The organism is Streptomyces sp. NPDC058751 (assembly GCF_042746485.1).
In the GTDB taxonomy this organism is placed as follows: Bacteria; Actinomycetota; Actinomycetes; order Streptomycetales; family Streptomycetaceae; genus Streptomyces.
Map to the genome: position 1 here is coordinate 24,788 of NZ_JBHYPZ010000028.1, position 18,836 is coordinate 43,623.

Annotated in this window: 12 protein-coding genes and 1 pseudogene; 5 read left to right on the forward strand and 8 right to left on the reverse strand. The window is 74.9% G+C overall.

Annotated features, from left to right (window positions below):
* Nucleotides 1-224 precede the first annotated feature (224 nt).
* The 4 genes and pseudogenes from ACFW6B_RS24855 to ACFW6B_RS24870 form a co-directional block, all read right to left on the reverse strand.
* Nucleotides 225-932 (reverse strand): annotated as a pseudogene (locus ACFW6B_RS24855) (phytanoyl-CoA dioxygenase family protein); the annotation flags it as partial.
* Nucleotides 933-1,088: 156 nt separating this feature from the next.
* Nucleotides 1,089-1,613 (reverse strand): universal stress protein, encoded by a 525-nt coding sequence (locus ACFW6B_RS24860; protein ID WP_386598871.1) that lies wholly within the window; start codon nt 1,611-1,613, stop codon nt 1,089-1,091.
* A 5-nt stretch (nt 1,614-1,618) separates the two neighbouring features.
* Complete coding sequence (locus ACFW6B_RS24865; RefSeq protein ID WP_386598873.1) at nt 1,619-2,893, reverse strand: arsenic transporter; 1,275 nt, start codon at nt 2,891-2,893, stop codon at nt 1,619-1,621.
* A gap of 284 nt (nt 2,894-3,177) precedes the next feature.
* Nucleotides 3,178-5,529, reverse strand: a complete 2,352-nt coding sequence (locus ACFW6B_RS24870; protein WP_386598874.1) for a SpoIIE family protein phosphatase — start codon at nt 5,527-5,529, stop codon at nt 3,178-3,180.
* A gap of 554 nt (nt 5,530-6,083) precedes the next feature.
* Between ACFW6B_RS24870 and ACFW6B_RS24875 the strand changes: the two genes are divergently transcribed.
* Complete coding sequence (locus ACFW6B_RS24875) at nt 6,084-7,940, forward strand: RICIN domain-containing protein (protein ID WP_386598876.1); 1,857 nt, start codon at nt 6,084-6,086, stop codon at nt 7,938-7,940.
* A 79-nt stretch (nt 7,941-8,019) separates the two neighbouring features.
* Here ACFW6B_RS24875 and ACFW6B_RS24880 read toward each other — a convergent pair whose 3' ends face one another.
* Both ACFW6B_RS24880 and ACFW6B_RS24885 read right to left on the reverse strand, forming a co-directional pair.
* Complete coding sequence (locus ACFW6B_RS24880) at nt 8,020-8,994, reverse strand: 2-hydroxyacid dehydrogenase (RefSeq protein WP_386598878.1); 975 nt, start codon at nt 8,992-8,994, stop codon at nt 8,020-8,022.
* Complete coding sequence (locus ACFW6B_RS24885; RefSeq protein WP_386598880.1) at nt 8,991-10,160, reverse strand: lactate 2-monooxygenase; 1,170 nt, start codon at nt 10,158-10,160, stop codon at nt 8,991-8,993. Before ACFW6B_RS24885 ends, ACFW6B_RS24880 begins: the two co-directional genes overlap by 4 nt.
* 128 nt (nt 10,161-10,288) lie before the next feature.
* Between ACFW6B_RS24885 and ACFW6B_RS24890 the strand changes: the two genes are divergently transcribed.
* The 3 genes from ACFW6B_RS24890 (at nt 10,289) to ACFW6B_RS24900 (ending at nt 14,064) form a co-directional block, all read left to right on the forward strand.
* On the forward strand, nt 10,289-11,467 hold the full coding sequence (locus ACFW6B_RS24890; protein ID WP_386598882.1) for a PucR family transcriptional regulator: 1,179 nt from the start codon (nt 10,289-10,291) through the stop codon (nt 11,465-11,467).
* Between the two features lie 323 nt (nt 11,468-11,790).
* Nucleotides 11,791-12,213, forward strand: coding sequence for a protease inhibitor (locus tag ACFW6B_RS24895; protein ID WP_386598884.1), 423 nt, complete (start codon nt 11,791-11,793; stop codon nt 12,211-12,213).
* A 324-nt stretch (nt 12,214-12,537) separates the two neighbouring features.
* Nucleotides 12,538-14,064, forward strand: coding sequence for a phosphatase PAP2 family protein (locus ACFW6B_RS24900; protein WP_386598886.1), 1,527 nt, complete (start codon nt 12,538-12,540; stop codon nt 14,062-14,064).
* 301 nt (nt 14,065-14,365) lie between these two features.
* Here the strand turns inward: ACFW6B_RS24900 and ACFW6B_RS24905 are convergent, their stop codons facing one another.
* Nucleotides 14,366-14,779, reverse strand: a complete 414-nt coding sequence (locus ACFW6B_RS24905; protein ID WP_386598888.1) for a PaaI family thioesterase — start codon at nt 14,777-14,779, stop codon at nt 14,366-14,368.
* A 251-nt stretch (nt 14,780-15,030) separates the two neighbouring features.
* Between ACFW6B_RS24905 and ACFW6B_RS24910 the strand changes: the two genes are divergently transcribed.
* A complete protein-coding gene (locus ACFW6B_RS24910) occupies nt 15,031-16,389 on the forward strand; it encodes a S1 family peptidase (RefSeq protein ID WP_386598890.1) in 1,359 nt (452 codons plus the stop codon).
* Nucleotides 16,390-16,564: 175 nt separating this feature from the next.
* Here the strand turns inward: ACFW6B_RS24910 and ACFW6B_RS24915 are convergent, their stop codons facing one another.
* Entirely contained in the window at nt 16,565-18,733 is a 2,169-nt protein-coding gene (locus tag ACFW6B_RS24915) for a SpoIIE family protein phosphatase (protein ID WP_386598892.1), read from the reverse strand.
* Between the last annotated feature and the right edge of the window lie 103 nt (nt 18,734-18,836).

Here is an 18,836-nt window from a genome sequence, read left to right on the forward strand (position 1 = left end):
GCGCACCTCTGCGTGCCGGGTCGCGCCACGGCACGCAGAGGATCAAATCGCGCGTGCCCGACTTCGTCAAGTCGCGGCCCCCGCCGGGGACGGCGCCGGTACGCTGCCCCGCGCACCACTGATGTCCGGGCCCCGCCCCGCCCCGACCGAGGTCCCGACTCCCTTGTGGTGAGGCCGACTTGACCGGCCGGGTTCCGCCGGGCCGCGTTCAGTGCGGACCGGCCGCCGATGCGCCGGATGGAGCGGCCGACGCAGTGACCGATGAAGGAGCGGCGGAAACGGTCACGGCTGCGGTCGGGTCCGGAGCCGTGGACCAGGCTGCCGTCGAAGAACAGGACGTCACCCGGCTCCGTGTCGACGGGCACGGCGGTCAGACCGGCCGGCGGCGGCACGTACTCACGGGCGAAGGACAGCGCGGGGTCCGCCTCGTGCGGGCGGAACAGGTCCGTCCGATGGGTGCCGGGCACGACCTCGAGGCCGCCGTTCTCCCGGTCGATGACGTCGCAGGCGGTCCACGCGGCCACACAGGTGCCGGGTTCGACGCGGAGGTGGAAGCCGTCCTGGTGCAACGCCTGGCCGCGGGCCCCGGGCGGCTCGAAGCAGAACATGCTCCGGGCGGCCAGGACCTCTTCCCCCAGCAGGGTTTCGAGGACCTCCCGCACCCGCGGGTCGAGCAGCAGCCGCGGCGACGGGGCGTTGACCCGGTGCGGGTGCACGAAGCGGGGGAAGGCGTGCAGCGGGTCGGCCGGGGCGCCGGTCCCGATGCCGCCGGGCTCCGTGGCGCCGGTCCTCGGCACCCGCGGTGCGAAGTGCCCGGGGACCGGCCCGGCCGCGTGCAGCGCCGCGAACTCCGCGCACAGCGCGTCCGTCTCGCCCGGGGCGAACAGCCCGCGCAGCACGACGAAGCCGTCCTCCTCGAACCTCCCGAGCCCTCTTCCGTCCGTGACCGCCGTACGACCGTCTCCTCCCGGCGGGCCCGTCCCGCCTCCCCGGGGCGGTTACCCCGTACGGGGACTCGCCACCGCCGTCGGGCCGGTCGGTCCCGCGACGGCACGCGGCCCGGCCGGACGGCAGCCGAAGGCGTGCCCTCAGGGGCGCGGGTGGTCCGGACGGTCCGGGTGGTGCGGTGGGTGCGGGGGCGGGGGCGGCAACGTCGTGACGTCCGGTGCCGGTTCGGGCCACACGAGCAGCACCGGACAGGGGGCGTGGTCGACGACGAAGCGGCCGGCCGGCCCCAGGCTGTGCGGGCCGAGCCGGCCGCGGTCGCCGTCGCGGGCCAGGACGAGCAGTCCGGCGCCCTCGGCCGCCGCGACCACCTCCCGCTCCACCCGGCCGGTGCGCTCCACGAGGGTCGCCGGGCCTTCGAGCCGCCGGGCCGCCGCGTCGAGGAGCTCGGCCGCGGAGACCGTGCCGAGGGTCTCCAGGAGGTCGCCCGGATCGGGCTCGGCGCGTGCGCGTCCGAGGAGCCCCGCGAAGGCGCCGTGCGCGAGACCGGGCACGGCGGGGTCCGTGACGTGCAGCAGCACCACGTCCGTCGCGCCGGGAGCGTGCGTCCGTACGGCTTCCACGCACGCGGGCCATGTCCCCTCGACCAGCCAGACGACCACCCGCATGCCCATCAGCCTCCGATGACGTGGAGCGAGACCCACAGCGCCAGTACGGCGGGGACCAGCGCCGCGGGTACGGCGATCAGGCCCAGCCGGGTGAACTCCTTCAGGTCGACGCCGTGTTCGTGCTGATGCACGATACGCCGCCACAGCAGCGTCGCCAGCGAACCCGCGTACGTGAGATTGGGTCCGATGTTGACGCCGATCAGGACGGCCAGCACCGCGCCCGCGCCCGACTCGGCGGCCGGCGGCAGCAGCACGAGGACCGCGGGCAGGTTGTTGATCAGGTTGGCCAGGACCGCGGCGACCGCGGCGACACCGAGCAGCGCCGGCAGCGAACCGCCCTCCGGGAGGAGGCCGTCGAGGACGTCGGCCAGACCGTTGTCGACCACCGCGCGGACGACGATGCCGAGCGCGAGCACGAAGGCGAGGAAGGACGGCGCGGCGGCGCGCACGACGGTGAGCGGGGTGGCGCGACGGCGCAGGAGCGCCCGGCCGGCCAGGACGAGGGCCCCCGCGGCGGCGGACCAGGCCGGGTCGATCCCGACGGCCGAGGCGAGGACGAAACCGGCCAGGGTGCAGCCCACGGTGACCAGGGCGAACAGTGGCACGTCCGGCGGTTCCTCCGCGCGCCGGGAGGACGCGCCGACCGCGAGGTCACGGGCGAAGAACCGCCGGAAGACCAGGTACTCGGCGCCGATCGCGACCAGCCAGGGCAGCGTCATCAGCGCGGCGAACCGGGTGAAGCTCAGACCGCTGGCGGTGAACGCGAGCAGGTTGGTGAGGTTGGAGACCGGCAGGAGCAGCGAGGCGGTGTTCGACAGGTGGGTGCACGCGTACACGTGCGGCTTCGGGCGGGCTCCCATGCGTGCCGCCGTCGCGAACACGACGGGGGTGAGCAGGACGATCGTGGCGTCCAGGCTGAGCACCGCCGTGATCGCCGAGGCGAGCGCGAACACCGCGGTCAGCAGCCGGCCGGGCCGGTCCGCGGCCCAGCGGGCCGTCCAGGCGCCGCACGCCTGGAAGAGCCCTTCGTCGTCGCAGAACCTGGCCAGGACGAGGACCGCCGCCAGGAAGCCGATCACCGGACCCAGGTGGGCCGCCTCCGCGAGGGCGTGGTCCCAGGAGATCGCTCCGGTGGCCAGGACCAGTCCCGCGGCGGGCACGGCCACGACCGCCTCGGGCCAGTCGAACGGCCGGACGACCGCGGCCACGAGGACGGCGGCGAGCAGGGCGACGGACAGCGTCTCGGCGAGCGGGCCGCCGAGCGCGGCGGCTACGGGCACGGGGCACCGCCGGGGTGCGGCGAGGGGAGGCGGGCGCCGGGTCCGGCGGAGAGGACCTCGGCGGGCCGGTCGCCGGGTCCGGCGGAGAGCGTCCCGGCGAGCCGGGTACCGGCCGCTCCGGGGGCGCCTTGGACGAGCGGGCTGTTCGGGATGGTGTCCTCCGGGCGGTGATGGCGGCGCCCTCCATCTCATCAGACCCGGCCCCCCGCCCCGCGGACGCCCTCCCTCGCGCCGCCGTCCCGCCGCGTGGTCCGGACGACGGGCACCGGTCCCCGCGGGGGCCGTCACTCCTCGCCGGGGAGGGACAGCTCGGCCCAGATGGTCTTGCCCTCCGGGGTGTGCCGGCTGCCCCAGCGCCGGGTGAGCTGGGCGACCAGGAGCAGCCCGCGCCCGCCCTCGTCGAAGGTCTTCGCGCGGCGCGGGTGCGGCGCGGTGTGGCTGCTGTCCGAGACCTCGCAGATCAGGGTCTCGGCGTCGTGGACGAGCCGCAGCCGGATGGGCGGTTCGCCGTAGCGGATGGCGTTGGTGACCAGTTCGCTGACCACCAGTTCGGCCGTGAAGGCGGCCGCGGTCAGACCCCAGACCTCCAGCCGGCCGGTGACCTGTCTGCGGACCGGCGCGACGAGGGCGGGGTCGGCGGGGATGTCCCAGGTCGCCACGTCGGACGCCGCGAGGCCCTGGGTGCGGGCGAGCAGCAGCGCCACGTCGTCCGGCGCGCCGCCCGGCGGGAGCAGCGCCTGGAGGATCGCGTGGGCCGCCCCCTCCAGGTGCCCCGACGACTCCTGGAGGGCCCGGCAGAGCAGCCGTACCCCGGCCTCGGCGTCCCGGTCGTGGTTCTCCAGCAGACCGTCGGTGTACAGCGCGAGCACCGTGCCCTCGGCCAGGTCGAGTTCGACCGACTCGAAGGGCAGCCCGCCCAGGCCGAGCGCCGGACCGGGCGGCACGTCGATCTGCCGGGGCGGTCCGTCCGGCGGCAGGACGACGGGCGGCGGATGGCCCGCGCTGGCGAGCGCGCACCGCCGGGAGACCGGGTCGTACACCGCGTAGACGCAGGTGGCGCCCACCTCTCCGGTGGTCCCCTCGGTCCCGGCCTCGGCGGACAGCCGTACGACGAGGTCGTCGAGGTGGGTGAGCAGCTCGTCCGGGGCCAGGTCGATGTCGGCGAGCGTACGGACGGCGGTGCGCAGTCGGCCCATGGTCGCCGAGGCCTGGACGCCGTTGCCGATGACGTCGCCGACGACCAGGGCGACCCGCATCCCGGACAGCGGGATCACGTCGAACCAGTCGCCGCCGACCCCGGCGCGCGCCGCGGGCAGATAGCGCGACGCCGCCTCCAGGGCCGCCGTCCGGGGGAGGGACCGGGGCAGGAGGCTGCGCTGCAGGGCGAGCGCGGTCCGCCGCTCGCGGGAGAAGCGGCGGGCGTTGTCGATGCAGAGGGCGGCCCTGGCGGTGACCTCCTCGGCGAGCAGCACGTCGTCTGCGGTGAAGGGTTCGGGCCGCCGGAACCGGCTGAGGACGACGACCCCGAGGGTCCGGCCGCGGGCCCGGACGGGTACCGACAGGGTGGTGCGGACGCCGTGCCCGTCGCCCCGGCCCGGCCGTTCCTCCGGGGTGCCGGTCCCGTCCGGCGCGACGAGGGACCGCCCGGCGAGCAGCGAGCCGGCCTGTGGCGAGGACGCGGGATAGACGCCGACGCCGCCGGGTTCGACGACCGTCTCCGGGCCGTCCGCGCTCACGGACCGGTGGGCGGCGCGGCGGAGCGTGACCGGCGCGGCCAGCGGCCCGACGGCGTACTCGTCGCCGTTCTCCGGGGGGTCCAGCAGGTCGACGCTGACGAAGTCGGCGAGGGCGGGGACGCAGACGTCGGCCAGTTCCTGGGCCGTCCGGGTGACGTCGAGGGTGGTGCCGACGCGCACGCTCGCCTCGTTGACCAGCTGGAGCCGGCGGCGGGCACGGTACTGCTCGGTGACGTCGTGCGCGGCCACGCACACGCCGATCGTGCGGCCGTGGGTGTCGGTGAGCGGGGCGATCCGCGCGAGCCAGTGGCGCGCCCGGTCCCCGCCGCCGCGCGCGTACGTCTCCACGGAACGCGCCCGGCCGGTGGCGAGGGCCTCGGCCATCTCGCGCTCGAGCGGCTCGCCGTTCCGCGGGGAGACGGTCTCGGAGACCCGCAGGCCCCGGACGCGGTCCTCCGGGAGGCCGATCACCTCGGCCATCGCGTCGTTGAGGCCGTACAGCCGCAGCCGCTCGTCGTAGACGGCCATGGCGCAGGGCGCCTGCGCGAGGAAGGCACGGAGCAGCGGGTCCTCCGGGGCGCGCGGCTCCCGGACCTCCAGCGGGGTGAGTACGAGCCAGTCCCCGTCCCGCTCCAGGCGGTGGGCGAGCAGCCACACGGTGAGGACCCGGCCGTCGCGGTGGCGCAGGGCGAGCACTCCGCTCCGGCGGTCGCCGTCGGCCTCCGGGAGCGGGCCCGTGCTTCCGGAGGCCAGGAGATCCGCCGCCGGGCGGCCCTCGACCTCCTCGGAGGTGTGGCCGAGGAGCCGGCGGGCCCCCTCGTTCCAGTGGATCAGGGTGCCGTTCCCGTCGATGACCGCCCGCGCGGTGGCGGCCTCGTCGAGAGGGTGGACCGGGCTCATCGTCGCCGCTTTCCCTCGTGCGCACACTCACAGTGAACGAGCGTGCCGTCCGGGTTCCAGACTAGTGGCAGGCCGTCCCGCGCACCCTCGAACGAGGAAGGCCCGGACGGCCCGTGCGTACGGGGCGGTCCCGCGCGTGCCCGGACGGGCCGGGGGGTCCGTGCGCGGGGAACGTGCGTGAGGACCCGGTGGATGCGCGCGGTTCGCGCGGGGGCGCGCGGACCGGCGGACGCCGGGTGCGGCCCCGCCGGGCGGCCGATCGTTTTTGACATGTTTTCAATAAGGCTGATCTCGATCGTGCGCCTTGTTGGTGACGAGTGTGGTGTGCGAGGGTGAGCGTCCCGCGCTTGGTCAAGGGCCGGGTCTGAATCGCTGTTCGCCATCCCCGGCTGTCGACGAGCCCAACAGGCTCCCTGAGCGACGGTCGCCGCACGGCCTTCGTCCCCGGCCGTTCTCCCGGCGCTCCGTCAAAAGGTCCACACCAATCGGGATTCCCTTTCGACGGACAAGCACGTCCTGTGTGCCGCCTTGCACCTCGGAAGGAACCCGCTTTCGTGCGCACCCCCCACCCGCCGCTGCCCGACCGTCCGCCCGGCGGATACTTCGGCGAGTCCGACGACGAACTCGCCGCCGTGCTCAGAGGCGGGGCGGAGGCCGACGCCTCGCGCCCCGTCGCCCTGCTGACAGCCCGGCACTGGCGGCCGGCGTACGACTACGCGGTGATCTGCCTCGCCACGTCCTCACGGGTCGCCTCCATGGTCACCGAGGCGTCCTTCCAGCACGTCCTCGACCGTCTCGGCGAGGGCGAGCAGGCCCTCGCGCTGCGGCCCGAACTCCTCGTGACGGTGAGGGACACCGTCCGTGCCTGGGCGGCGGACGACCGGATGACCGAAGCCCTGCCGGCCCTGCGGAAACCCGCGGGGGGCCGCGGGATGCGCGCGGCGAAGTCCATGACGGCCGAGAACCGCAAGCTCGCCGAACACGCTTTCCTCGGTCTTCCGGGCGCCGCCCGGTGCCTGTTGTGGCACACCGAGGTGGAGGACGAGTCGCTGTCCGTTCCCGCCGGTCTCCTGGGCATGGACGAGCCCGTCGCGGTCGCCGCCTGGCAGCAGGCCCGTGAGCAGTTCCGCCAGGCCTGTCTGCGGGCCCATCTGGAACTCGCCCCGACCAGGGAATGCCGTTTCCACAACCGGCTCCTCGACACCCCGGGCCGGAGCGGCGGCGCCCTGCTGCCGGATGTCCAGCAGCATCTGTCGGAGTGCTCCTACTGCCGGCACGCGGCGGCTCAACTCAGCCATTTCGAGGGTGGGTTGGGGGTGCTGATAGCCGAGTCCGTGCTCGGCTGGGGCGCCCGTCGCTACTTCGACTCCCGTCGGTCGCGCGCACGGCAGGTGCTGCGGCAGCGAAGCGTCTCCCCGTTCCGCGGCGGGCGGCGGCGCGGCGGTGAGGCTTCCGGGAAGAGCGGACGCCTCAAGGGCCGGGGACGTCCGGCGGACGGTGAGCCGACCGGGAAGGACGCGCGCCCCGAGGACGAGGCGCGCGCGGAGAGCGGCGGGATCCCGGCGGGCGGTGAGCGGCGGTCCGGTTCCGGCGGACGCCCCGGCGGCAAGGGACGTCTCGGCGGCAAGAAGCGCCTCGAAGGCGGTACGGGCCCTGCGGGCGGCGGACGCCCGCAGGGCAAGGGGCGCCCCGACGGCGGCACGAGTCAGGCCGGTGGCGGGCGCCGCGGCACGGGCGGCCGGCGCCGTCCGCAGCCCCTGTTCGCGTCGACGGGACGCCGGGCCGCCCGGTCGGCGGAAGGGTCCCAGCAGGCACTGATCACCGGGGCCGGCCTGTCGGCCGCCCTGCTGGCGACCGTCCTCGCGGTCAGCCTGTGGCCGAACGAGGAGAGCGGCCCCGACTCCGCCGCCGCCATCGGAGCCAGCAGCAGCCGGTCGCTGTCGCCGGACCGGGACTCCACGGCCCCGCCCGTGTCCACGCCGTCCGCCGCGGTCGAACTCTCCGCCAGGGGCGAGCGGACCCGGCTGCGCAACGTGGACGCCGACCTGTGCCTCGATGTACGGGACGCCCGGGCCGTGGAGGGCGCCGAGGCCACGCTGGAGGCGTGCTCGTCCGCCCGGACCCAGCAGTGGGTGCACGAGCGGGAGGGACTGCTGCGCAGCGTCGCCGGTTCCGGGCTCTGCCTCGACGCGCGTGCCGACGACGGCGTCCTCCTCCTCGGCCGCTGCGCCGGCGGGGACGCGGAGCGGCGCGAGGACGTGCGCTACGACCTCACCGAGGAGGGCGAGCTGCTGTCCCGCGGGCGCGACGGACTGGCCGTCGCACCCGCGTCCCCGGAGCGCGGCGCCGACATCGTGGTCAAGGTCCGCGACCACTCCGCAGGCCAGCGCTGGCGGACCGAACGCCCCTAGGCAGACGGGGATTTGACGACAGGGCCCAGACGGGGCGGGACTTCCCGCGTGCAGGGATCCGTCGTCGCCCGTCGTCCCGCTACGAGACGACGTCCGTGGGCGGCTTGCCCTCGATGAAGTCCGCCGCGTTCCGGACCGCGGCCAGGGCTATCCGCACGAGGGTCTCGCGGGTGACACCGGCGACGTGCGGGGAGAGCACGACGTTCGGGGCCTTGAGCAACCGCAGGGCCGGGGTGGGCGGTTCGGGGTCGAAGACGTCGAGGCCCGCCCCGGCGAGGGCGCCCGCGTGCAGCGCGTCCGCGAGGGCTTCCTGGTCGATCAGGGCGCCCCGCGAGGTGTTGACGACGAACGCGGTCGGCTTGAGCAGCGCGAGCCGTTCGGCGTCCAGGAGGTGGCGGGTCGCGTCGGTCAGCGGCGCGTGCAGGCTCACGTAGTCCGACACGCGCAGCAGTTCCTCCAGTTCGACGTGGCGGGCGCCGAGCCGGTCCTCCGTCTCGGTGGACGCGCGCGTGGGACCGGCGTACACGACGTTCATGTCGAACGCGACCGCGCGCCGCGCGACCTCCTCGCCGATGTGGCCGAGCCCCACGATGCCGAGCGTCTTGCCGGACAGCTCCGTGATCGACTGCTGGAGCCGGGGCAGCGCCCAGTCCGCCTCCGTCAACGCGGTGTGGGCGGGCACCAGTTGCTTGGCCAGGGCGAGCATGAGGGCGAAGGTCTGCTCGGCCACGTTCTGCTTCTCGGCCCCGCTGGAGCCGATGTTGCACACCGGCACGCCCCGCTCGCGCGCCGCGTCCAGGTCGACGTAGTCGAAGCCGTGGCTCGCGCACTGGATGAGTTCCAACCCGGGTGCGGCCGCTATGTGTCCGGCGGTCACCGGGCCGAGGCCGGTCACCACGACGTGGGCCTCGCGCAGCGCGGCGGGGTCCTCGTCCGTGGTCTCGACGACGGTGACGCGGGCCTGCCCCGGGAAGAGCGTGGCGAGCGCCGCTCCGGCCGTACGGCCGCCCACGTGCGGGGAGACGACGGCGAGCACGTTCTTCGGGACGGTCATGCGGTCTCCTCGATGAGGTCGTCGGGGCCGAGCGAGGCCGGGCGGGAGTGTCCGGACAGGGCGAGGGTCAGGTCGAACTCGGCGAGCAGACAGCGGACGACGTGTTCGACGCCCGCCTGCCCGTCGAGGGCGAGACCGTAGGCGTAGGGACGCCCGACGAGCACCGCCCGCGCCCCGAGGGCGAGCGCCTTGAAGACGTCGTCGCCGGTCCGGACACCGCTGTCGAAGAGCACGGTGAGCCTCTCGCCCACCGCCGCCGCGACCCGGGGCAGCGCGTCGGCCGCCGCGACGGAGCCCGCCACCTGCCGGCCGCCGTGGTTGGAGACCACCACGCCGTCCATCCCGGCCTCGGCGGCCTCGCGGGCGTCGTCCGGGTGCAGGATGCCCTTGAGGACGATCGGCCCGTCCCAGTTCTCCCGCAGGAAGGCCAGGTCCGGCCAGGTCTTGCCGGGGTCCGCGAACATGCTCACGAAGTGCATAACGGCCGCGTTCGGGTCCTCGTGCACGGGCTTGGCGAGCCCCGCCCGGAACGCCGGGTCGGAGAAGTAGTTGGCGGTCCCCACGCCGTGCAGGAACGGCAGGTACGCCTGGTCGAGGTCGCGCGGGCGCCACGCCAGCAGGGGGGTGTCGAGCGTGACGAACAGCGCCGTGAACCCGGCCGCCTTCGCCCGCTCCAGGAAGCTGCGGGTGACCTCGCGGTCCTTCGCCCAGTACAGCTGGAACCAGCGCTCGCCGTCGCCCATGGCCTCGGCGACCTGCTCCATCGGGGTGCTGGAGGCGGAGGACAGGACGTACGGGACGCCCTGCGCGGCGGCGGCCCGCGCCGCGGCGCACTCCGCGTCCGGATGCATGATCGACAGCACGCCGATCGGGGCGAGCGCGAGCGGCGCGGGCAGCGGGCGCCCCAGCACCTCGACGGACAGGTCCCGCTCGTGGACGTCACGCAGCATGCGCGGCACGATCCGGCGCCGTGCGAGGGCCGCGCGATTGGCGCGCGCCGTGCTGCCGTCGCCCGCGCTCCCCGCCACGTAGCCGACCGGACCGGGGCCGAGCCGCCGCTCGGTCAGCTCCTCCAGCCGCGTCAGATCCGTGGGCAGCCGCGGCACGGCGCCCGTCATCCCGTTCAGGTAGATCTCGTACTGGAAGTCGGCCCAGTGCTTCGCCATCCGTACGTCCCGCCTCTCGTCCCCGTGACTCTCGTCCCCGCGACCGCGCTGTACGAGGCCGATCCTTGCGAGGGTGACAAGTCCCGTCCACCGGGGTGCGCACAACGTGCGGCTGGAATCATCACCCTGTGACAAACAAGCCGTCCGAGGACCGGGAACGCGTCCGGCAGGAGATAGCCGCCGACCCGCGGGTGGTGGAGGCGATCGTCGCGGCGGTGCACGAACAGGTCCCGGTGTACGCCGCGCTCGACGACAGCCGGCTGCCCGAGGTACGGGCCATCGCGGCCTGGGGCCTGGAGCGGCTGCTCCACCTGTGGGCCACCGACGGCGCCCTGGGACCGGCGGACCTGAGGCGTTTCCGGGGCATCGCGTCGGCCCGCGCGGCGGACGGGCGCCCGGTGCGGGCGGTGCTGCGCGCCTACCGGGTCGCCGGAACCGTCCTGACGGACGAGGTCGCCGCCCGCGCGCCCGGCCTCGGCGCCGCCGACGCCTTCGCGCTGGCCCGCATGCTCCTCGTCAGCCTCGACACCCTCTCCGAGGAGATGGCCACCGCCTACGCGGCCACCAGCGAGGACCTGGCCGGCGACCGGAGCCGGGCGCTGCGGCTGCTGCTCGACGACCTGATCGCCGGGCGGCACGCCTCGGTGGGCGCGCTGGCCGACCGTTCCGCCCGGCTGGCCGTCCGGCTTCCGGACCCCTGTGCCCTGCTGGTGGCCGAACCGGTCGCCGCGGACCGGCCGGATCCCGCCCATGGGACGGCCACGGACCTGCTCGACGCGCTGGCCGGCCCCGGCGGTGAGGTGACCTCCCTGGCGACGGTGCGGGGCTCACGGGCCGTCCTGCTGCTGCCGCTCGCCGCGTCGGCGCGGGTGGGGGCGGTCCTCGGCGAACGGTCCTGGCGAGGCTGTGTCATCACCGGCGAGGGCCTGGACCGGATCGCCCTCGCGCACCGGCTCGCCGCCGACGCGCTCGACACCGCCCCGGACCGTGCCCACCGGTCCGGGCACGTGCTGACCGACGCCGACGCGCAGGTCCTCGCCCTGCTCGCCGGGCGCCCGGCCGCCGCGCCCGACCACATCGCGCGGCTGGTGCTCGGGCCGCTCGCCGAAGCCGCGCGGCGGCATCTGCTGGACGCCCTCACGGCGTACATCGACTCGGGCTCGGCGAATGCCGCGGCGCGGGCGCTGCACCTCCATCCGCAGTCCCTGCGCTACCGCCTGCGCCGCGTGCGCGAGCTGACCGGCCGCGACCCCCGCGACCCCTGGCACCGGCTCACCCTGGACATCGCCCGGACGATCCGCGACTGAGGTTCCGGGGTGCAGCCGCGGTCGCCGAGGGGGCCTTCGGCGGCGCGGAGCGAGGCGGCGTGCCGGTTCAAGCGGAATGTTTCAAGCCTATTGCTGAGCCGTGTCTTTCCGGCCACCCGGCCGCCCGCGGTCATCGGCGGGCGCCCAGTCATGGGCCTCACGCGTTCGAATTCCGTGACTTCGAGCCACTGATTCAATACTCAAAGTTACTGAAATGTGTGGGGTCGATGTGTGTTTCCTGTGCGTTCTCGGCAGACTCGCGCTCGCCGAACCGGCACCGACCGAGCCGGTATCGCATTCGATCGAGCGGAAGGATGCACACAATGCCGAACACCGCGCGTTGGGCAGCGACTCTCACCCTGACGGCCACCGCCGTCTGCAGCCCCCTCGCCGGGTCCGCCCAAGCGGCCCCCTCCGGGCTCTACGCCCCCTCCGCCCTGGTGCTCACCACGGGCCACGGCCAGGCCGCCGCCGCCGCGACTCCGGAACGCGCGGTCACGCTCAACTGCGCCCCGACGGCCTCCGGGACCCATCCCGCCGCGGCCGACGCCTGCGCCGAACTGCGCGCGGCCGAGGGCGATCCCGCCGCGCTGACGCCGAGGAGCGACACCTTCTGTACCAGGCAGTACGACCCCGTGGTCGTCACGGTCGAAGGCGTCTGGCAGGGCAAGCGCCTCTCGTACGAGCACACCTTCGCCAACGAGTGCGTGAAGAACTCCTACGGGATGACGGTCTTCGCGTTCTGAGAGACCGGGATCGCGTGGCCGTCGTGGACATGGACCGGGATCCGTAGCTGGGGAGTGCGGACTCCGTCACGAGGTGCCATGTGATTTCGCACCGAGGGCCGGTCAGACGGAGTGGGGCCGTCGACCGGCCCTCGGCATGTCCGCGTGCGGCCGCCCGCTCGACGGCGGTGCGGGCGTCCCCCGCCGGAAGGCGCCGCCGCGGGCGCCCGTCCCGGGCCCGTGCCGTACCGGGACGGGACGGTCCGTGCGCCTCGCGGCCCACCGGCGTCACCGTTCCGGGGGACCCGGGATGCGGGAGTGCCCGGAGTGGGGTAGCGGTGGACCATGGGTGCACTCCTCGACTGGGACCAGCGGCTGTTCACACGGGTGGCCACCGCACGGGTGCCGGCAGCAGATCCGGCGCTGCGGCGGCTGAGCCACGCGGCCAACCACGGCCGCCTGTGGTTCGGCGCGGCCGCGGGGATCGGCCTCGTCGGAGGACCGGCCGGACGCCGGGCGGCGCTGCGGGGGATCGGCTCGCTGGCGCTGGCCTCGTTCACCGTCAACACGCTGCTGAAGTGGAGCACCCGGCGCCCCCGCCCGCTCCTCGAAGGCGTTCCCGCGATCCGGCACCTGACCCGTCAGCCGCACACCACCTCCTTCCCCTCGGGCCACTCCGCCTCCGCGGCGGCCTTCGCCACCGCCGTCGCCCTGGAGTCCAGGCGCTACGGACTGCTGGTCGCGCCCGTGGCCGCCGCCGTCGCCTTCTCCCGCGTCTACGTGGGTGTCCACTACCCGGGAGACGTCCTCGCCGGTGTGGCCATCGGCGCGGGCGCGGCCGCCCTCACCTGCCGCTGGTGGCCGCCGCGCCCCGTCCTGCCGGAGCGGGAGCGGCCCGCCGCGCGGGCGCCCGCACTGCCCCTCGGCAAAGGGCTGGTCGTCGTGGTCGACGCCCCGGCCGGTGCCGCGGCGCCCGGGGCACCGCTGTCGGCCGCCCGGCGGCTGAGCGCCCTGCTGCCCGAGGCCGAGGTGATCGAGCGGGGCCCCGACGACGACTTCACGGAACTGCTCGCCGCGGCCGCCGACCGGGCGGCGGAGACCGGCGGCGCGCTCGGCGTCCGGGGCGGTGACGCCGAGACCGGCGCCGCGGCCCGCGCGGCCGCCGAACGGGGGCTGGCGCTGGCCGTGTTCCCCGTCGGCGCCGCGGGCCGCTTCGCGCGGGACGTGGGCGTGGCGGACGCCGAGGACACCGCCCTGGCCCTCGCCCGCGGCGAGGCGGTGTCGGTGGACATCGGCGTCGCCCGTCCGGGGACGGGAGAGGACGTCTGGTTCCTCAACGAGTTCAGCGTCGGCCCCTACCCCGAACTCCTGCGGCTGCGGGAGCGGTCGGCGCGGCGACGGCCCGCCGCGCCGGCGACGGCCCTCGCCCTGCTCCGGGCGCTCGGCACCGCCCGCCCGGTCGAGGTGACCGTCAACGGCCGGTCCCGCCTCCTGTGGCTGCTGCTCGCGGGCAACGGCCGTTACGTGCCGGAGGGAGTGGCCCCGGCCTTCCGGCCGCGCCTGGACGACGACCTGCTCGATGTGCGCATGCTCGACGCGGGCCGTCGTCTCGCCCGCACCCGTGCCGTCGCCGCCACGGCCCTCGGGACCCTGGAGCACTCGCGGGTCTACGAGGCCGAGCGGGTTCCCTGGGTGGAGCTGGAGGGCGTCCTCGGCGCGGACGCCCTCGCGTCCGACGGTGAACCGCGCCCGCACGCGGCCGGGTTGAGGCTGGAGAAGAAGTACCGGGCGCTCGTCGTGTACCGGCCGGTCCGGGGGAGGGACGAGCCCGTCCGGGAGGTGCCCGGGACCGCCCGCCGCCGGACCGGGTGAGGGGCCGTCCTCCTGCGGACGGCGGCCCCTCGGCCTGACGGCGACCGGACCGGCGACCGGTCGTACCCGGACGTCGGACGCGGCGTCCGGGTCCTGGGCCGGCCGGCCGCGGCGGTGATGGCGGTGCGGCTCCCGACCGCCGGCCGGACCGGGGACCGGCCCCCGGTCCGCGGTGCCCCCGGTGGGAGCGGGCCGTGCGGAATTCCCGGATCCGGGATTGCGCCGCTCGTCGACAGGGCGCCACCCGACGGTCGGGTTCCGCGCCGGGTGCGAGGGCGGTGCCGGCGCCGCCCGGCCGGGCTCAGCCGAGGACCGCGTACACCGTGCTCGCCCGCGCGGCGATCTCCGCGGACCCCTCGGCGGTCATCGTGATGTCCGCGAAGGCCATGCGGCGGCCCAGCTTGGTGAGGACCGTCTCGACCAGCACGTCCGCGTCCGTCACCGCCCGCTGGAAACTGGTGGACTGCTGAACCGTCGTCATGGGGACGAAGGCGCCGCGGGCGGCCGAGACCGCGATCACCGTCGCCGTGTCCGCGGCGGCCATCAGGGCCTGGCCCGACAGGGATCCGCCCTCCCTGGCCAGTCGCGCGGACCACGGCAGCCGCAGGACCGCGCGGCGGTCGTCCAGCTCCACCACGGACAGGCCGAGATCGAGCACCCAGGGGGCGAAGTTGTCGGCGAGGATCTTGTCGGCTTCGACGAGGGTCAGTGTCATACGGCGCATTGTTCCCCCTCGGACCGCCGGATCCCTCGCGCGCCGGACCGCCGGATCCCCTCGTGCGACGGGCTCCCCACGAAGGAAATGGCCCGGTTGTCTCCGCAATCGACGCCTTTGGCGAAGTCAACTTCAGCAATTTGCAATGGCAGTTGAACACCCCTGGCGGCACACGCGTATCAACGGGCAAGCAGGCGCCCCCTAGTCAGCTGCCGGACGCGGCATCGACCCCGTCCCCAGGAGGTCAAGAGTTGAGTCACAAACGGATACCCAAGCGCAAGGCCGCCATCGCGGTAGGCGGTGTGGCGGCGCTCGGAGCGGCGGCCCTGCTGCTGCCCAGCGCCAACGCGTCGCAGTCGAACGGGGACGCCGCCACTCCGAGAACCTTCAAGTCGGGCGACGTCTCGAACGTCGCCTCCATGCTGGCCTCCCAGCTGGGTGAGGCGTTCGCCGGCTCGTACTACGACGCGGCGAACAAGCAGCTCGTCATCAACGTCGTCGGTAACAACAGCAACGTCGTCAACCAGATCGAACGGGCCGGTGCGGTGGCCCACCAGGTGCAGAACAGCACCGCCGAGCTGGAGGCCGCCGCCAAGACGCTCAAGGCCGACGCGACGATCCCGGGCACCGCGTGGTCCGTCGACCCGAAGACCAACGAGATCCGCGTGACCGCGGACTCCACCGTCACGGGCGACAAGTGGAACACCGTGGAGTCGACCGTCGAGAAACTCGGTTCCGACGTGGCGACCCTCAAGAAGTCCGCCGGCACCCTCAAGACCTTCGTCGACGGCGGTGACGCCATCTTCGGCGGCAACGCCCGCTGTTCGCTCGGCTTCAACGTCACGGCGGGCGACGGCAGCCCCGCCTTCCTCACCGCGGGCCACTGCGGTGTCGCGGTCGCCCAGTGGTCGGACTCGCAGGGCGGCGCCCCCATCGCCACCGTCGACCAGGCCACCTTCCCCGGCGACGGAGACTTCGCCCTCGTCAAGTACGACGACCCGGCCACGCAGACGAACAGCGCCGTCAACGTCGGCAACGGGCAGAGCGTCCAGATCAACCAGGTCGTCGAGGCCGCCGTGGGCCAGCAGGTCTTCCGGATGGGCAGCACCACGGGTCTGAACGACGGCAACGTGACCGGTCTCAACGCCACCGTGAACTACCCGGAGGGCACGGTCACGGGCCTCATCCAGACCGATGTGTGCGCCGAGCCGGGCGACAGCGGCGGCTCCCTGTTCACCCAGGACGGCGGCGCGGTCGGCCTGACCTCCGGCGGCAGCGGTGACTGCACGGCCGGCGGCGAGACCTTCTTCCAGCCCGTCACCACCGCGCTGGCGGCGACCGGCGCGACGCTGGGCGCCGGTGACGCCGGTGACGCCGGTGCGGGTGACGCGGGCGCGGGTGACGCCGGTGCCGGTGACGCGGGTGCCGGTGCGGGCGACGCGGGTGCCGGTGACGCGGGTGACGCCGGTGCGGGTGCGGGCGACGCGGGTGCCGGCGAAGCGGTGGACCCGAGCGAGAGCGCCGCGGACCCGGGCGCCGGTGAGGCGGCGGACGCGGGCGCCGGCCAGCAGGAGGGGACGCACCACAAGTCCCGCAAGAGGCACCAGTAGTCCGGTGCCGCGGCCGGGCAGCCGGCCGCGGCGACGGGTGACGGCCCGGACCTCGTGTCCATGCCGTACAGCCGGTGAATCCGGCGACCAGGGACCACCGACCGGCCAACGGAACAGGGAATTCCGGCCGGCGGTGGACAGGTCCGGCCCTCCGGCGGGAGGGCCGGACCGTTCCTCATGCGGCGCCGGTCCCGCCGTGCGGCCGTACCCGCAGCAGGAGCAGGGCGACGTCGTCCGGCCGCTCCCGCGTGGTCTCGCCGTCCTGCCGGAGCAGCGTGTCGGCCAGCTCGTCCAGGGGCTGGTGCCCGTTCGCGGCGAGCCGTCGCGCGAGGGCGGCGAGCGCGTCCTCGATGTCGACACCGGGGGATTCGATCAGACCGTCGGTGTACAGGGCGAGCACGGAACCGGGGACGAGCGGGACCTCGGTCGTCGGGTAGACGGCGTGGACGTCGATCCCCAGCAGCGGCCCGCCCGCCAGGTCGAGCGCCTTGACCTTGCCGTCCGGCCTGAGCAGCAGCGGCGGCGGATGCCCCGCCCGGGCCATCACGGCGACCCCGCGCGCCGGGTCCAGGCGCAGGTACAGACAACTGGCGAACAGCTCGGCGCCCAGGTCGAGCAGGAGCCGGTTGGTGCTCCCCATCACCTCCTCCGGCGCCTGGCCGACCGCCGTGTAGGCGCGTACCGCGGTACGGATCTGCCCCATCAGCCCCGCCGCCGTCACGTTGTGCCCCTGCACGTCCCCGATGACCGCCGCCGCCCGGCCGTTCGAGGTCACCATGTCGTAGAAGTCCCCGCCGATGTCCATTCCCTGGGTCGCCGGCAGATAGCGCGCGGCCGCCTCCACCGAGGCCAGCGGCGGCAGCGAGGCGGGCAGCAGCGCGGCCTGCAGGCCCTGGGCGAGCTGGAGCTTGGCGTCGTAGAGCAGGGCGCGCTCCAGCGCCTGGGCGATCAGCCCGCTCAGACTGGTCAGCACCGCCCGCTCGTCGGCCGCGAAGTGGTGGGACTGCGCGTACCCGAGGACGCAGGTGCCCACCGGCCGCCCGGAGGCCACCAGCGGCAGGTACGCCCACGCGCCCATGCCGTCGGGTGTGGCGTTCCGCGCCGGGTACAGCCGCTCCAGCTGCTCGCGCGAGTCGAAGAACGCGGGCACCCCGGTGTTCAGCGCCTGGGTGCCCGGGGTCTGCTCGCTCAGCGGCAGTCCGTTGAAGCGCTCCACGACGTGCGCGTCCGGATAGCCGCGGTGCCCGAGGACGTGCATGCGCCCGCCCCGGCTGGCGAGGACGACCAGCGACTGGCTGCCGACGGCGGGCGCGATCTCGTCCGCCACGAGCTGCACCACGTCCTGCACGCCCGCCGCCTCCGTCAGCGCGCTCGCCAGGCTCAGCACGTGGGAGATCGTCACCAGGCGGGGGCTGCCGTCGCGCCGCTGAGGTCCCGCCCGGGTCATCTCGGACACCGGCCGGGCCCGCGAGATCCGCACGCTCAGCCCGTTCGTGCTCGGGTACAGCCGGAACGACAGCCAGTCGCCGGGCGGGCGCAGCGCGACGAAGGAGGTCACGTGCTGGCTGATCAGCGCCGCCCGGTAGCGGTCCTCGTAGACCGGGTCGTTCAGCCAGGGCACGGCCGCCCACAGCTGCGTGCCCAGCAGACCGCTCACGGGCACCCCCAGCAGTTCGGCCGTCGCCGCGTTGGCGAACCCGACCCGCCCGTGCAGGTCCAGCGAGCACAGCCCGTACGGCAGCCTCCCCACCATCCGCGCGGCCTCCACCGAGCCGAGCGTGCCGCCGGGCGCCGCCGCGGACGGCGTGAGCAGATCCGGCTCGGGGCGCAGCGGGCGGTTCTCCGCGGCGGCCCGCTCCAGACGCAGCGCGAGCCGGTCGCAGGCCGCGGTGAGGCGGTCGCGTTCCCGGTCGGAGAGGTCCGGGGGGTGCGAGCCGGGCCAGGTCACGTAGACGGCGCCGTACACGGTGGCCGCCGTCGCCACCGGGAGCGCGGCGAGGGCGAAGGGGTACGGGAGCACCACCGCGATCCGGGGGAACCTGCGGGCCATCTCGTGCTCGCCCCCCACCCAGACCAGCCGCCGCTCCCGTACCGCCTCGGCGACCGGGATCGGCGCGCTGAGCCCCACGCGTTCCCACGGCGCGGCGAAGGCCCGGGGCAGCCCGGCGGAGACCGTCATCTCCAGCACCGGTTCCTGGGAGGCCAGCAGGTAGACGGCTCCCGAGTGGGCGTGCACGTCGTCCATCATGGAGGCCAGCGCCAGCGACAGCAGCGGACGTCCCACGGGGGTCGGCCCGCCGGCCGGCGCCTGCGCGGTCTCCTGTCCCTCGGACACGGCGACCACCTCCTCGCGGGGCCGTCCACGACCTGCGTACTTCCAGGGGACAAGGCTCCTCCCTGCGGGCCGATCACGCACGGCGAGCGGGCCCGCCCACGGCCCCGGGACC